13 protein-coding genes are annotated in these 14,569 nt (G+C 45.6%); 5 read left to right on the forward strand and 8 right to left on the reverse strand.

Translation table 11 applies throughout. The annotated features are described in order from the left end of the window. Positions 1-4 precede the first annotated feature (4 nt). From yqfB to RH45_RS01555, 6 genes are all read right to left on the reverse strand, one after another. Positions 5-319 (reverse strand): N(4)-acetylcytidine aminohydrolase, encoded by a 315-nt coding sequence (gene yqfB, locus RH45_RS01530; protein WP_008072929.1) that lies wholly within the window; start codon positions 317-319, stop codon positions 5-7. After that, positions 316-1,515 carry a DEAD/DEAH box helicase gene (locus RH45_RS01535; protein ID WP_008072930.1) on the reverse strand — a complete coding sequence of 400 codons (1,200 nt, stop codon included), beginning with the start codon at positions 1,513-1,515 and terminating at the stop codon, positions 316-318. Before RH45_RS01535 ends, yqfB begins: the two co-directional genes overlap by 4 nt. A gap of 90 nt (positions 1,516-1,605) precedes the next feature. Beyond that, positions 1,606-2,049, reverse strand: coding sequence for a hypothetical protein (locus RH45_RS01540; protein ID WP_008072932.1), 444 nt, complete (start codon positions 2,047-2,049; stop codon positions 1,606-1,608). After that, positions 2,046-2,525 (reverse strand): OsmC family protein, encoded by a 480-nt coding sequence (locus RH45_RS01545; protein ID WP_008072933.1) that lies wholly within the window; start codon positions 2,523-2,525, stop codon positions 2,046-2,048. The genes RH45_RS01540 and RH45_RS01545 overlap by 4 nt, the downstream gene beginning before the upstream one ends. A gap of 138 nt (positions 2,526-2,663) precedes the next feature. After that, complete coding sequence (locus RH45_RS01550; protein WP_008072934.1) at positions 2,664-4,343, reverse strand: RluA family pseudouridine synthase; 1,680 nt, start codon at positions 4,341-4,343, stop codon at positions 2,664-2,666. 66 nt (positions 4,344-4,409) lie between these two features. Continuing rightward, positions 4,410-4,811 carry a hypothetical protein gene (locus RH45_RS01555; RefSeq protein ID WP_008072936.1) on the reverse strand — a complete coding sequence of 134 codons (402 nt, stop codon included), beginning with the start codon at positions 4,809-4,811 and terminating at the stop codon, positions 4,410-4,412. A 136-nt stretch (positions 4,812-4,947) separates the two neighbouring features. Here RH45_RS01555 and RH45_RS01560 point away from each other — a divergent pair, with 136 nt between their 5' ends. After that, a complete protein-coding gene (locus RH45_RS01560; protein WP_008072938.1) occupies positions 4,948-5,817 on the forward strand; it encodes a LysR family transcriptional regulator in 870 nt (289 codons plus the stop codon). On the opposite strand, the gene RH45_RS01565 is transcribed toward RH45_RS01560, so the two are convergent. Together RH45_RS01565 and RH45_RS01570 are read right to left on the reverse strand one after the other, a co-directional pair. Then, on the reverse strand, positions 5,810-6,580 hold the full coding sequence (locus tag RH45_RS01565) for a siderophore-interacting protein (protein ID WP_008072939.1): 771 nt from the start codon (positions 6,578-6,580) through the stop codon (positions 5,810-5,812). The two genes, RH45_RS01560 and RH45_RS01565, sit on opposite strands and share 8 nt — an antisense overlap. Positions 6,581-6,675: 95 nt before the next feature. Continuing rightward, positions 6,676-7,260 carry a LysE family translocator gene (locus RH45_RS01570; RefSeq protein ID WP_008072941.1) on the reverse strand — a complete coding sequence of 195 codons (585 nt, stop codon included), beginning with the start codon at positions 7,258-7,260 and terminating at the stop codon, positions 6,676-6,678. A gap of 131 nt (positions 7,261-7,391) precedes the next feature. Between RH45_RS01570 and RH45_RS01575 the strand changes: the two genes are divergently transcribed. From RH45_RS01575 to RH45_RS01590, 4 genes are all read left to right on the forward strand, one after another. After that, positions 7,392-7,832 carry an Lrp/AsnC family transcriptional regulator gene (locus RH45_RS01575; protein WP_008072942.1) on the forward strand — a complete coding sequence of 147 codons (441 nt, stop codon included), beginning with the start codon at positions 7,392-7,394 and terminating at the stop codon, positions 7,830-7,832. A gap of 296 nt (positions 7,833-8,128) precedes the next feature. Beyond that, positions 8,129-9,757: a methyl-accepting chemotaxis protein gene (locus tag RH45_RS01580; RefSeq protein ID WP_008072945.1), complete on the forward strand. Its 1,629-nt coding sequence runs from the start codon at positions 8,129-8,131 to the stop codon at positions 9,755-9,757. Positions 9,758-10,269: 512 nt separating this feature from the next. Then, a complete protein-coding gene (locus RH45_RS01585) occupies positions 10,270-11,316 on the forward strand; it encodes a GMP reductase (RefSeq protein WP_008072946.1) in 1,047 nt (348 codons plus the stop codon). 379 nt (positions 11,317-11,695) lie between these two features. Further along, on the forward strand, positions 11,696-14,548 hold the full coding sequence (locus RH45_RS01590) for an HD domain-containing phosphohydrolase (RefSeq protein WP_008072949.1): 2,853 nt from the start codon (positions 11,696-11,698) through the stop codon (positions 14,546-14,548). Positions 14,549-14,569 lie beyond the last annotated feature (21 nt).

Genomic DNA, 14,569 nt, shown 5'->3' on the forward strand with positions numbered 1-14,569 from the left:
CTAATTAGACCAACTCGTAGCTGATCTCGAAAAGCGTGTCGGTATCTGGGTAGATCTCACGGATAAGCTTCTTAAGCTTTAGCAGTTCGATGTACTCCTGCTCGGCATGAAACTCATTAATGTCATCAAAGTGCAGCGGTTTTACCGACAAGATTTTTACTTCACACACCTTTTGATCGGTTTCGAGCGTGTAAACCTCGACCTGCGTCCCCGGAACGTAATGCGATTCAGATTCATCACGGATAGTAATGGTCTTTTTACCCGATGCCACAAGCGGCGTCAGAAATTCAAAAAAGGTAATTTTGGTTGGGGCGCTCATGACTCTTCCTTAGGTTGACGCTTGTGTTTTGGTACATAGTTAAGAATAGAAATCGGCACTGGTTTGCGTGGCTTAAACCCTTCTACTTCTCTACGTTCAATAAGATGACCAAGGCGGCTTTCTATCATGCACAGGTTTTTGAAGTTATCTTTAGAGACAAATGAGATCGCCTCACCTTGGGCATCAGCACGACCTGTACGGCCAATACGGTGAACGTATTCATCGGCAGGGAAAGGTAAGTCGTAGTTGATCACTCGGCTTAAACCTTCAATATCGATGCCTCGCGCACCCACACCGGTGGCGATCATGTATTGAATCTTACCTGCTTTGAAGTCAGCAAGCAGCTGTTTACGAATGGCTTGGCTTCGTCCACTGTGGAATGCTTCGGCGGTTATACCACGCTTTTCGAGCTGGCTGGCCAGTTTCGCTGCGCCATGCTTTGTCTCGATAAAGATCAGTGCTTGATCCCAATCATTCTCTTTAATCAGGTGGCTGAGCAGCGCTGACTTCTTGTCTTTGTCGACCGTAATTAGCCACTGCTCAATGTTCTTTTTCGATGCTTGGTTGGCGGCGATTGAAATCTCAAAGGGGTCGTGCACTGCGGTTTTGGCAAGGTCACGTACTTTGTTAGACAAGGTCGCCGAGAAAAGGAGGTGCTGAATATCCGTTGGCAGACGATCTAAAATTTTGTTGATGTCGTCAATAAAGCCCATGTCGAGCATGCGGTCAGCTTCGTCCATCACCAAGATTTCGACTTCTTCGAAGTAAACTGCGCGCTTGCCGTAAAGGTCGAGCAATCGACCCGGTGTCGCGATCAGGATATCGACGCCATCGATTAAGGCTTGTTTTTGCGGCTTTTCATCGACACCGCCGTACATGGCCAGTGAAGTCAGTGACAGGTTTTGACCATACTGTTTCACTTTTTGATCGATTTGCTCGGCCAGTTCGCGAGTGGGAGCAAGGATCAATGCACGGATGCGCTTTTTGCGTTGGGTTTCACCCTTGGCGAGTTTCTCTAAAATCGGCAGAACAAAGCTTGCGGTTTTACCCGTCCCTGTTTGCGCAGCAGCAATTAGATCTTCGCCGTGCATAATGGCTGGAATGGCTTTGTTTTGGATGGTCGTTGGCTTGGCGTAACCTAGAGACTGAATGGCATCAGTGATGGGTTTACTCAGGCCCAGTTTAGAAAAAGGCATGGTGACACTCTGTATTAATCGTGGTGGGTGCATTGACCCTGAAATTGGCTGTGAGTGTAGCATGAAGCCAGACAACTGATTAGTTTTGTTTTAGCCGCTGGTCTGTTTTTCTAGGTACCAATGGCCTTTGCATGGACCATTGGTTAAAAACCAATCCCCATTGATTCGTTCACGCCCAGCAATGCCTTTAAATCGGTAATCCCATTGGCGGTTGCTGGCGAACAAGAGCAGCTCGCCGGTTTGTTGCTCAACCCAGCCTCTTAGCGGTGTGCCGTTGTAAGTTAAAGTGAAGGTTGCAAAGCCATTTTCAATTTTTCCGCTTATCGTGGTGCGTTCACAAAGGTTGTTGCCAGTGACGTCTACTCTTCTGCCTAGCCAGGTGCCATCGTGAGTCTCTGAGACATTGAAGTTTGGCGAGTCAGGTAACCTGGGAAACGAGTCAGGGTTGCTAGAACCAAATAAGTTGGCTTGCTGACCAAATACGACAAACACAACAAAGCAAACGGCTGTGACGATTAACCCGCGGCGCTTCATTGAGTATCCTTGGTGATGATTTCGGTGGTGATCTGAGATTTCACCGAGTTTGCGATAAAGCAGTGCCTGTGGGCGAGATGATGCATTTTTTTTAGCTGTTCATAACTGGGTTGCTTCGCGCCACTAAAGACGATTTCAGGACGCAAGGTAACTTGAGTCACAGATGTGTAGCCTTGGTCGTCGTCTTTCATCACGCCAACCGCATTATCCTCATAGGAATCAATCACATAACGTCGTTTGGCGGCGATTCCGAGAAAGGTCAGCATATGGCAACTTGATATCGCGGCGATAAACGCTTCTTCTGGGTCGACGTTCTCTTCAACCGAATAAGGCAGAGGAACGACATGAGGCGAGGATGAAGCAGGAACAGTCACCCCTCCATCAAAGTGCCAAGTGTGGCCGCGACTGTACTGATTGTCGTCAAAGGGTTCATTATCGGTGCGAGTCCAACGCACGGTAGCAAAATAATCTGACATGTTCGTATCCGTGAACTGAAGATAGCTCGATGTTATCTCGCTTGAGGGTTTGCTGCGATATATAGTGAAAAGTCGGCAATCAAAGGCCGACTTATGTCACAAGGCGAAAGTGAGGTTTGGATGGAAACGCTTGTAGGCCTAGAACTCAGCGTCGACCTGAAACGTCATGCGCTCTTTAGAGTAAGGGTGGTCTATTTCCAAACGCTCGGCGTGCAGATGCAATCGGTCTGCTTTGTTACCATACAGAACATCGCCCACCATAGGCATATTCAGGCCAAGGTGATGCGCGCAGTGGACTCGTAACTGATGAGTACGACCGGTGAGCGGATACATGTACAGTTTTGAGCGCTTGTCGATGGTTTCAATTAGCTGCCAATGCGTTTTCGCTGGCTTGCCGTGCTGCTCACACACTAACTGTCTTGGCCTGTCTTCTGGATCGCCTCGCATAGGCAGGTCGATATCACCACTTTGCGCTGACACTTCGCCTTCCAGCAAGGCCACATAACGCTTTTTCACGCTGCGCGAAATGAACTGTTTCTGCAGGCTCTTATTAGCGCGGCGAGTCAAGGCAAAAACCAGCAACCCAGAGGTCGCCATATCCAAACGATGGATGACAAACGGACCTTCAACGTCGGGATAAAGTGCTTGCAGGCGCGTGTACGCCGAGTCAGAAATGGTTTTCCCCGGTACAGAAAGTAAACCGGACGGTTTGTTGACCACCACCATGGCGTCATCGGAGTAGAGGATCTGTAGTTCTTTATCCTCTGCCCAATTTTCCTCTAGTGGGTTGTCATCCACTTCCATGCCCGACAGCATATGACCCAGTATTGGTTGACATTTACTGTTACAAGAAGGGTAGTACTGCTTGTGCTGGCGAATCTCCGACTTTGGCGATACTCCCCACCAAAATTCCGCTAGCGCTAGCGGTGTGTAACCGTGTTTAAAAGCAAAATGGAGTAACTTAGGTGCTGCGCATTCACCGGCTCCCGCTGGTGGTGTCGGGCTGGTGGTTGGAGCAAAAATTGCTTTGAGAGACTTTTCATCTTTACGTATGTTGTAAAACCGATACTGCTCGAACAGCTTGTTTTGCAGCTGGTTTGATCCGTGCTTGCGCTGCTGTTTAATCGAGTCGATATGATTTGTCAGCTCATTCAACTGGTTGGAAACGTCTGCGATCTTTTGGTCCCATTCCTGTTTGAGGTACTTAAGCACATTCTTTTCCGCCACGCTTTGTTTAGCCAGATCATCCAGAGCCAGGTTTAACTCATCGCCTGCTAGGTTTTGCTCTGCGTGTTTTCGCTGCTGCTTACGTTCAGCTCGACCTTTAATCATCAGTTCGCGCTGAGTTTGCTCTGTTTGCTGATAGTCACATTGATATTGGGCTAGCTGTTGCTGCAGCGCATGGAGCTTTGGGTTGGCTTGTAGCTGTTTCACTTGATCATTGAGTTTCGTGATCTCAGCTAAGTCAGCATGGAAAAAGCTCTCTTCTGCCAACATGTCGAACACAGGCGGTACAAAGCCCGGCAGGAGGTTTTGATCGGCAATTTTACCAGAGAAGGCGGAAAAGAAGCCCAACTCCCCTTTGGGTGAGCGCACCAATAATACGCCAAACATCTTACCTATGCCGTCTTGATGACCTGTAAGGCCAAAATCATGCTGCCAGTCGGTTTGGTGACTCAAATGTGCTTGCAACTGCTCAGCGGCTAAGACACACAGTGGGTGCGGCTGATAGTAGAATGGAAAGGTAAACTTTTCTGGAAGCGCTACTCCGTCTATTTGGGTATTAAAACGCGTAAACAGTTGTTCCGGTTGGTGCATGGACAGGTTCACTACAGGCAAAATCACAGGGGCGTGATTTTACCTGTTTGTGAGGCGATTGCTAGTCTAGCGAATATAGTTGATGTTGGCGCTGATGTACCAGTGCTCTACCTTGCCATCGCCTTTTTCAACCCAGAGATCATTATCAAAATGTTTTACTCGACCTTTGATGCTCAGGCTTAGCTTATTGTCGACCACATTATCGACCGTTAAGAAAGGATCAGAGCTGATCAAGAAAGGTTCAACACCTTCGATACTGGCATCTTTAGCAATTAAGAAGTAATGATTCAGCTTACCATCTTGCGGCTTGGTCGAGATCGCCTTGTAACCGACTAAGCGATAGTTTTCGCCCACTTCTTGGTTGGTAATTTCGCTACCTAATCGTACATGCGTTGGGATAAACACATAAGCAAGTAGTGCGGCAATGACCACTAGCGCACCGAGAAGTGACAGTTTCAATTTAGACATGGATTTAATTCAATAACCAATAAAGACAGAAGTTTACCACAAGCTCGCCACTTTATAGCCAGAAGCGTGTTGCGTTTATTATTACCTCAGTGCAACAATAAGAGAGGGTTGAACAAGTATTTGATGGATAAATGTAATGGCGAATTGGGAAGGGGTCAGTGAGTTTGTCGGTGTCGCAGAGACGCAATCTTTCACCGCGGCGGCGAAAAAACTTGATACTTCAGTCGCGCAAGTTAGCCGTCGAATCTCGTCGCTGGAAGAGCGGCTGGCGGTGAAGTTGTTTAATCGAACCACGCGACGAGTCTCGCTCACCGAAGCGGGTCAACTTTACTATCAGCAGTGTAAACAGTTAGTAGAAGGTTTAGAACTGGCGGAGCTGGCGGTCACCCAGATGCAAAGTACGCCGAAAGGCCTGTTAAAAGTGACCGCTCCCGTGACGTTTGGTGAGCAACAACTTGCCCCTTTGCTGCATCAATTTCTCGAACGTTATCCGCAAGTCGATCTGGATTTAATGCTCACCAACCAAAAACTCGATCTGATCGAGATGGGCGTAGATGTTGCTATTCGCCTAGGCCGCCTACAAGACTCGAGCCTGATAGCTAAACGTCTGTCGAGCCGTCAGTTATTTGTTTGTGCTAGTCCAAGTTATTTAGAGCAGTATGGAGAACCGCATACCTTGTCTGAACTCAGTCACCACCAGTGCTTAGTTGGCTCGGTCGATTACTGGCGTTTTCGCGACAGCAAGAGTGAGAAATCCCTTCGTGTCTCTGGGCGAATTCACTGCAATTCTGGTTACGCGGTACTGGATGCGGCTATTCGAGGCTTAGGGTTGGTTCAATTGCCCGATTACTATGTGCAACCAGCGTTGGAGTCTGGTGAGTTGGTTGAAGTGCTGAGCAACTATCGTGATGAGAGAGAGGGGATATGGGCTTTGTATCCTCAAAACCGCAATTTATCCCCAAAAGTTCGTTTGTTGATTGACTACTTGGCTGAGCAGCTTAGTTAGCCTGTTCACTGGCATCTTGCTGCTTGATCGCTTTGTGGCCATCCTCATAAACCCCTTGCTTCCAGTAACTGCTAATGTAAATGTATTCGCGGTCCACGTTGTGCTCATTACGAAAGTACTGACGAAGCGCACGCATCGAATCAAATTCACAAGCACACCAGACAGAGACTTGGCCTTCTAACCAAGGTTGGCGCTTGGCGGCATCTTGTAACGATTCTTGAGTGACCCATTCGATCTCCATACCCGCTGGAGCTTCAAGCGTTTGTATATCATCTTCAGTCTGAACCTGAATCACAGCATAACCTTGTGCGTCTTGCGGCAGGCGCTGAATCTTCGCCGATAGCGCGGGTAAAGAGGTCATGTCGGCGGTCATAAAAAACCAGTCGGCATCAATGTTCATATTTTGAATGGTACCGGGACCTGCGATATGAATCGTATCCCCCTGTTTTGCTGCCATCGCCCAGCGAGCGGCAAAGCCACACTGCTGATCTTCGGTGACATGTTTTACAAAATCGACCTCAATTTGTGACTGGTTAGGGTCAAAGCGGCGAATCGTATAGGTACGCATTACAGGACGGCTATTTTCCGCTTGCTGAGACAGATCGGTTCCACCGACTTGATTGAACAGTAGCTTGATGTAGCCACCTTCGCAATCGAGCGGAAAGTCAGCCAGCGCCTCACCTTGTAGGGTGATGCGCTGCATATTTGGGGTAACGGAAAATGTATTGGTAACGGTGACAAGCTTGGCTGAAGGTTTTTTCATTTTCTACTCAATAGTTATTCTTATTCTCAATTAGAGTAGCAGTGAAAAGATAAGTTCAGAAGCTTCTTTAATTAAATTTACACTCCGTTAGGAAGTCACAACATTGGCACAGTAGAACCAATCAACAACACCGCCATGGCGAGATTAAATGCGCGCACCCTTTTGGCGGAGGTTAACCAGCGTTGTAACTCACGTCCTGCAAGCACCCAAAAGCTGCACGACGGCATATTCACGAGCATAAACATCGCGGAAATGATCAACAGCTCATGCCAGTTTCCAGATCTACTGTAGATTGCTACAGAACTGAGTGCCATCGACCAGCCTTTCGGGTTGACCCACTGAAATGATGCCGCACCGAGGAAAGTCATTGGTTTGAAGTCATCACTGGTTTCCGCTTTCCCTGAGCGGGCGATCTTGAGTGCAAGATAAGCTAAGTAAGCAAGGCTAAGCCACTTTAAAATGGTATGAGAGATAGGGTAGGCATTGAATACGCCGATTAAGCCCAGCCCCACCAGTAGAACCATCAGCCCGAATCCTAAGGTAATCCCCAGCATGTGTGGCAGGGTTCGGTGGTAGCCAACATTGGCCCCTGAGGTCATCAACATTAGGTTGTTTGGCCCGGGAGTAAAAGTAGAAACAAAGGCAAACATCGCCAACGCACTTAGTTGTTGTAATTCCATATTGGCTCCTCAATGTATACAACGGATGAATTGATGTGTTTGACCGGTCAAGAATTAGTTTAAGTAGATTGATGCACAATTTTGTGTTTTTATTCGAACTAAACCCTATTTATTTGCAACAAAGGTGCGCTATGGACAGGTATGAAGACAGAATATTGCAAGAGCTGAAACGAGACGGCAGAATTTCTAATGTTGAGTTGGCAGAGCGAGTTGGATTATCGCCTTCAGCAACGCTGCGTAGGGTGCAAGATCTTGAGAAGCGTGGGGTGATCAAAGGTTATCGCGCGATATTGGATAATTCCCAGCGCGGTGTGGGCTTTATTGCTTATGTATCCATTGGCTTGGCGAGCCACCGCAAACAAGCGCAATTGGAGTTTGAAGAGCATGTGCGTTTTGTCGATGAAGTGGTTGAATGCCATAACATTACCGGAGCCAACGAGTACCTTTTGCGTGTAGAGACTCAAGATCTAGCCAGTTACAAAACCTTTCATGCTGATGTGTTGGGTGAGTGTGTTCAAGTGCAATCCATCTCGACCATGGTGGTTATGGATTCTCCGAAAGATGATAGATAGGTTATTGTTTATACGAATAATTTTGTAACAATCATTGATTGGTGAATGGGCTTCCAATTATCGAACACGCTAAATTCATTTTTGTTTTCCATCAAAGTTATTGATCCTAAATTGATTTATAACGTGGTTGCATACTGAGTTGTATGCATACCATCCGCTCTATTACGATTCTATATTCTATAAACCGCACAGTTTTTGTGGACTAGATCACAAAATGTGATAGACTTCGCGGCCTAAATCTTTGTGGGAATATTCCCAGTTCAAGGAAGACTCAACCAATCTGATTGAGAACACTAATGCAATTATCTTTAAAAAACTTGTCTATTCGAACGCAGGTTCTTCTGCCTGTACTTTTCACCACGTTTGCCCTGTTCATCGCCCTTTGGCTGACCAAACACAATCTTGAAGCTGAGCAACGTGTCATCTCTGAAAACACAGACTCTTTGGTGTTTTACAAAGATACCTTGGCAAAGATTGACGATCAGGTTTACCCAATCCGAATCAATGCGGTTTACGCGATCTACGATGCCAATCGTCGTAGTGCATTTGCGAATGAACTGAACCGTGCCATGCAGCAAATCGATAAAGACCTAGACTCGATTACTGAGAAGAAAACCTTTAGCGCTGATGTTGTTAAGGTTCGTTCTGCCATCGAGAACTACATTCAGTACTCCAACCAAGGTGTTACGCTGTTTAACCGTTACGATGCGGGCTCTGCAACACAAGCGGAGTACGATCGCTTTATTGGCCAGTACCGCACCGCGGGTAATGAAATGGTTGAAGCGATCAATACCTTATCGAAGAAGGTTAACGATTTGACAACGCGCGCAATGGACCAAAGCGCGGCGGAAAACGCCAAAGTGAAAAACATGGCCACCATGTTAGTGTTGGCGGTTTTGGCTATCTCGCTACTAGTGGCGTGGATCTTATCTGGCATGATCGTTACTCCAGTGCAGAAACTACAAGGTGTGATGCGTGAATTAGCGAAGGGTAACTTATCGGTACGTGCCGATGCCGATGGTGAAAACGAGATCGCCCAACTAAGCAAAGACGTGAACGTGACCGCAACTCAGTTGCACAACACAGTTGAAGAGCTAACGCGCATCAGTGAAGAAGTGGCTTCTGCGGCAACCGAGTTGGCAGCCGTGATGACTCAATCGCAAGCTAACGCACAGCAAGAGCTTGCCGAAATTGAACAAGTTGCCTCGGCGGTAAATGAATTATCAAGCACAGCAGACAACGTGAGTGATAACGCTCAAGTAGCCGATTCAACCGCACGTGAAGCGAATCAACTAGCAAACTCTGGACTAGAAATTTTCGCTGAGAGCACTCAAGCGAGTGAGCAAATGGGTACCGCTCTTAACGAAGCTGCGCAAGTAGTGCTTAACCTCAAAGAGCAATCAGAGCAAATCAATGATGTGATTGAAGTGATCCGCGGTGTCTCTGAGCAAACTAACTTACTTGCATTAAATGCGGCTATCGAAGCTGCTCGCGCAGGAGAGTCGGGTAGAGGTTTTGCGGTTGTCGCTGATGAAGTGCGTATGCTGGCGGCGCGTACTCAAGAGTCGACAGGTGAAATCCAAGCGATTATCGAAGAGCTGCAAAAACAGTCTGGTCTTGCGAATGACAGCATGCAGCTTAGCCTAGAGATGCTGGATAAGAACAACGAATTGTCTCAGCAAGCGAACAGTGCACTGCACGGCATTACAGATTCCGTAACCAACATCAACGATGCCAATACGCAAGTCGCAACAGCGGCGGAGCAACAATCACAAGTGACGCAAGACATTAACCGTAATGTGGTGAACATGTCTGAGCTCGTCAACCAGAACGTATCTGGTATCTGCCAGAGCGCGAGTGCGAGCGAAGAGTTGTCTTCATTGGCAGAGAAGCAAAAAGCACAGTTGGCATTCTTCAAGCTGTAATTGAACGCTCGCTATTTAGGGCATTAAGTTTGAGCAGAAGGCGTTTTCGTCTTCTGCTTTTTTGTATTTGTTACTCGCTGCTAATGCGGTTCTTAACAAAAATCGTGATAATTGCCAGATCTAGGTAGCTAAATGGATGGCAAAAATGTCGAGTGAAGCACACTCAGATTGACTAAATTGAACAGTTTGCTGACTTACTGTGCACAACATTAAGCGAAAAGGATTGCGCAAACGTTTTTGTGGTTTTGATTAAGTGATTGTTTTATAGAGGAATAAATAGAAATTGAGTCGAATGACTCGGGATTAGGTATGCAACTTAACCGAACTGTATCATAAAAAATTTGCAAATATCAGTCTTGCGGGAAATAAATCACGACCTATAATGCTGAAAACCGGAGCGTCTGCCAACGCTCCGGTTTTTTTGTGTCCGAAGAACAGTAATCGCGTCTGCCAACGTTTTTACTACGCAATTTTTCAGTGGCACTTACAGTAATGAATCAAGGAAATGCACAATGCGTATCGAACAAGAACTTAAGTTAGGTTTTAAAGATGTACTATTTCGCCCTAAGCGATCAACACTGAAAAGCCGTTCTCAAGTTGAATTAACCCGCGAGTTTACATTCAAGCATAGCGGTCGTCAATGGTCTGGTACTCCGGTTATTGCAGCCAACATGGATTCAGTAGGTAGCTTCGAAATGGCGAAAGCGCTGGCTGAACACGGCGTAATGACAGCGATTCACAAGCACTACACCGTAGAGCAGTGGGCTGAGTTCGTTCAATCTGCTGATAAGAACACGCTAAACAATGTTTTTGTTTCTACAGGAACATCAGACGCTGACTTCGAGAAAACGAAGCAAGTAATGGCGTTGTCTGAAGAGTTGATCTTCATCTGTATTGATATTGCTAATGGCTACTCTGAGCACTTAGTGGAATACGTAGAGAAAGTTCGCGCAGCCTTTCCAGACAAAGTGATCTCAGCAGGTAACGTAGTGACAGGCGACATGTGTGAAGAGCTTATCCTAGCGGGTGCAGACATTGTTAAAGTTGGCATTGGCCCAGGTTCAGTTTGTACCACTCGCGTAAAAACAGGTGTAGGTTACCCTCAGCTTTCAGCGATCATCGAATGTGGTGATGCAGCACACGGCCTTGGCGGCATGATCATCGGTGACGGCGGCTGTTCATGCGCGGGCGATGTTGCAAAAGCATTCGGCGGCGGCGCTGATTTCGTTATGCTAGGCGGCATGCTTGCAGGCCACGAAGAGTCAGGTGGTGAAATCATTCAAAAAGATGGCGAAACCTTCATGAAGTTCTACGGCATGTCTTCTCAGTCTGCAATGGACAAGCACTCAGGTGGCGTCGCTAAGTACCGCGCTGCTGAAGGTAAAACCGTACTATTACCATATCGCGGCAGCGTTCACGGCACTATCTCAGACATCCTTGGTGGTGTACGCTCAACGTGTACCTACGTAGGCGCAGCAAAGCTTAAAGAGCTAACGAAGCGCACGACGTTCATCCGCGTACAAGAGCAAGAGAACAACGTGTTTGGTAAAGAGAAGTAATCTGGTTCCCCGGAAAAGTCTCAAAGAAAGCTAAAGCTGACTAAGAGAAAGTTCTCATTGAAATCGCTTTGAGCATTCTATTTAACGGTCGAACTAAACACCCACACTATACTGAGCGTTTTCTGTGTGGGTGTTTTCTAGCAAACGAGCGATTTGTTTTATTGCTATCTACTCACGCTTAAACGTTATGAATTCCAATCTACCTTGCCGTCTCCCTCATTCATCGAATCGATTCAGCCTTACAAAGCTCTCCTTATTCTAACCTTGCGATGTATTGCCGATCTTAATTTAGATTGAAAGCTACAAAGAAAATATACAATTAATCCAATTAGATACTATTGTTTGATAAGCAGGCTCTTATCAAGTTGGGTAAACAATAGTGAAACAAAACATAAAGCCCCTACCAATACACATACACCTCACTGTCGTAATCCTGTTTATTGTTGTCATCGCATCGGGAGTTCAGATTTTTGTTACCAATAAAGGACTCTCGACACTTATTTCAGAGGCAAACAGTAAGCTGTTCGATCGTATTGAACTTGAGACACGGTACAAGCTTAACAGCCATTACAATACCGCGTTTTCTGCGTTAAGCTCTTTTGCTCACAATGACAGCAATCAAGCAATGACTCTTGAAGAAAGAGAACAGTTATTGCCAAAGATCACTTACCTCCTAGATCAGTTCCCACACATCGTTTCTTATTCTTTTTACTATCCTACTGGTGATCTTTTTAGAGTTATTCATCTCGATAACAAAACGGTACGCCAAAGCTTAAAGGTTAACCCAAACACTCAATACTTGCTTATACACAGGAAAGACGAAGCCTTGTATACCAAAGGGCTCGATAGAGAGTTTCTAGAAACGCACTCTGTAGAATTAGATGTTGCTCGGTTATTAAGCGATACACCGGATTGGGAAAGCTTGGCGGCCAATAGTTCCAACAAGGTGTCTAAACCGATGCATATTCTGGGGAAAGATTCGCTTGGAATTACTGTTTTCAGAAGGAGTGACGAGGGTACTGTTGTTACTGCTGGAGTGCTATTGGAAGATTTGCAATCTTCTTTAAAGGACACCCTAACTACTGATTCATCATTGAGAGCTTTGTATAACGATGACGGTGATATTTATGCCATGACTTCAAATCAAGGCTTGAATGAGCCCCAAAATCCGGCCATCGATGATTTGAAAAACGAAGTGCTGCTAAAACTCTTAGGTGATGAGAAACGGCAGAGTCAACGAGTGTTGGGAGAGTTCGAATTTGAAGGGGAACGTTGGCTTGGGAAGGTTGTTACAATTAGGCCATTGAATAGTGAACATGTTCACCTGTTAATGGCAACTCGAACCGCAGACTTGTTCGATACCGGTTTACTCATCAAAACACAAACGATCTACGCTTCTCTACTGGTCCTCATTGTCATGTTGCCAGTCGTTTATTTGGTATCCAAGTATATTTCTAAACCAATACAAAGAGTTACAAAAAAAGCGTTGGAAATAGAGCGCTTCAGGTTTGATGAAACCTCTTTAGACGACAGTTTAATCCGAGAAATTCATGATCTGAACCATGCGCAGATGTCGACGCAAGAAACTATCAAGCAATTTATTTCTTTGACTAACAATATTGCGAGACAAGAAAATTTAAACGACATGCTCAGATTAGTATGTCGAGATACCGCTCATGCTGTAAGTGCGGACGGAGTGTTTCTCTACTTGTTAAATATCGAGACAAAAAGCTTGGTTCCAAAGTTTATTTGGTGGGAAGGAATGGATGATAGCAAGTTGCAGGCGAAGGATGTCCCCGTTTCAGATGCAAACCGTTTTATTCAAGAAATTTTTATCGCTAAGAAGCCAACCATATTCAATGTAAATGAGCTCCCCCGCATAGGTCTTCAGTGGGATAAAGAAGATAAAGCGGAGATAATTTGCATACCGCTTTCATCACGTTCAGGAGAGGTCATCGGTTCTTTTGGCGTTTTGTATAAGAATGGTAGAGCGGAAGAACGTTATGAACAGTATGCTGATTACCTAAAAACGCTGTTAGGTTTTACCTCTGTAACTATAGAAACACACAGTATGCTTGACGATCAAAAAGCCTTGCTAGACTCCTTTATTCAAGTATTTGCCGGCTCTTTAGATAAAAAATCTCCATACACGGGGAATCATTGTCAAAGAGTTCCTGTAATTACACAGTGGTTAGCACAAGCTGCGCATCAATCCAAGAAAGAGGTGTTTCGGCACTTTAACCTCACGAGCAAGCAATGGGATGAGCTGAAGATGGCAAGTTGGTTGCACGATTGCGGGAAAATAACTACTCCAGAGCATGTCGTCGACAAGGCTACAAAACTTGAAACCATATACGATCGTATCCATGAGATAAGAATGCGATTTGAAGTACTAAAAAGAGAAAGTGAAATTAGCCTGCTCAAAAAGAGTATTCCTCATTTGCCAGATGAATATCATGAGCAGTTAAAACAGCTGCATACAGAAATTGATAAAGACTTTGAGTTTATCGCAAATCTTAATCTTGGCAGTGAGTTCGTTGATGGCGAAGCTCTTGAGCGTCTTCACGAGATCGCCAACAAGACATGGACACGAACTCTAAGTAAAACTTTGGGTATATCTTGGACTGAAAAACAACGCTATGAAGAGGATGTTGAATTTCCTGTCAGTGAGCCGCTATTGAGTGATGGTCTAGAGCATATGATCCCCTGGGACTTTCCTCCAACTCAAGAAGAAAGATTTACTTTAAAGCCAACAACTTATCAAGCTAACTTGGGGGAGGTGTATAACTTATCTATTCAGCGTGGGACCTTAACCGATGAAGAAAGGTTCATTATTAACGATCATATCATTCAAACTATTAAAATCCTCGAATCGCTACCTTTCCCGAAACATATGAGTAATGTAGCCAAGATTGCTGGTGGGCATCATGAAAAAATCGATGGGACGGGTTATCCTCTGGGGCTAAAAGGAGAGGATATGCCTACAGCGGCTAAGATTATGGCAATTGCAGATGTATTTGAGGCTCTAACAAGTGCGGACCGACCTTATAAGAAAGCGAAATCATTGTCAGAGTCAATTCGAATCATGAGCTTTATGGTAGAAGACAATCACCTAGATAGAGACCTGTTCGAGCTTTTTCTAACGTCTGGAGTGTATAAACGTTTTGCCGATAAATTTATGTGCTCAAGTCAAATAGATACTGTTGACATTAAGCAGTATGTTCCAAACTAGGCAAGGATGGCTCTAGTTTTT

The organism is Vibrio sinaloensis DSM 21326 (assembly GCF_000189275.1).
Classification (GTDB): Bacteria; Pseudomonadota; Gammaproteobacteria; order Enterobacterales; family Vibrionaceae; genus Vibrio; species Vibrio sinaloensis.

Coding starts and splice junctions, on each gene's coding strand:
- RH45_RS01565 (WP_008072939.1), bottom strand. CDS start 6,580: ATGAAAAAACCTTCAGCCAAGCTTGTCACCGTTACCAATACATTTTCC.
- RH45_RS01545 (WP_008072933.1), bottom strand. CDS start 2,525: ATGTCAGATTATTTTGCTACCGTGCGTTGGACTCGCACCGATAATGAA.
- RH45_RS01580 (WP_008072945.1), top strand. CDS start 8,129: ATGCAATTATCTTTAAAAAACTTGTCTATTCGAACGCAGGTTCTTCTG.
- RH45_RS01535 (WP_008072930.1), bottom strand. CDS start 1,515: ATGCCTTTTTCTAAACTGGGCCTGAGTAAACCCATCACTGATGCCATT.
- RH45_RS01585 (WP_008072946.1), top strand. CDS start 10,270: ATGCGTATCGAACAAGAACTTAAGTTAGGTTTTAAAGATGTACTATTT.
- RH45_RS01540 (WP_008072932.1), bottom strand. CDS start 2,049: ATGAAGCGCCGCGGGTTAATCGTCACAGCCGTTTGCTTTGTTGTGTTT.
- RH45_RS01570 (WP_008072941.1), bottom strand. CDS start 7,260: ATGGAATTACAACAACTAAGTGCGTTGGCGATGTTTGCCTTTGTTTCT.
- yqfB (WP_008072929.1), bottom strand. CDS start 319: ATGAGCGCCCCAACCAAAATTACCTTTTTTGAATTTCTGACGCCGCTT.
- RH45_RS01555 (WP_008072936.1), bottom strand. CDS start 4,811: ATGTCTAAATTGAAACTGTCACTTCTCGGTGCGCTAGTGGTCATTGCC.
- RH45_RS01575 (WP_008072942.1), top strand. CDS start 7,392: ATGGACAGGTATGAAGACAGAATATTGCAAGAGCTGAAACGAGACGGC.
- RH45_RS01560 (WP_008072938.1), top strand. CDS start 4,948: ATGGCGAATTGGGAAGGGGTCAGTGAGTTTGTCGGTGTCGCAGAGACG.
- RH45_RS01550 (WP_008072934.1), bottom strand. CDS start 4,343: ATGCACCAACCGGAACAACTGTTTACGCGTTTTAATACCCAAATAGAC.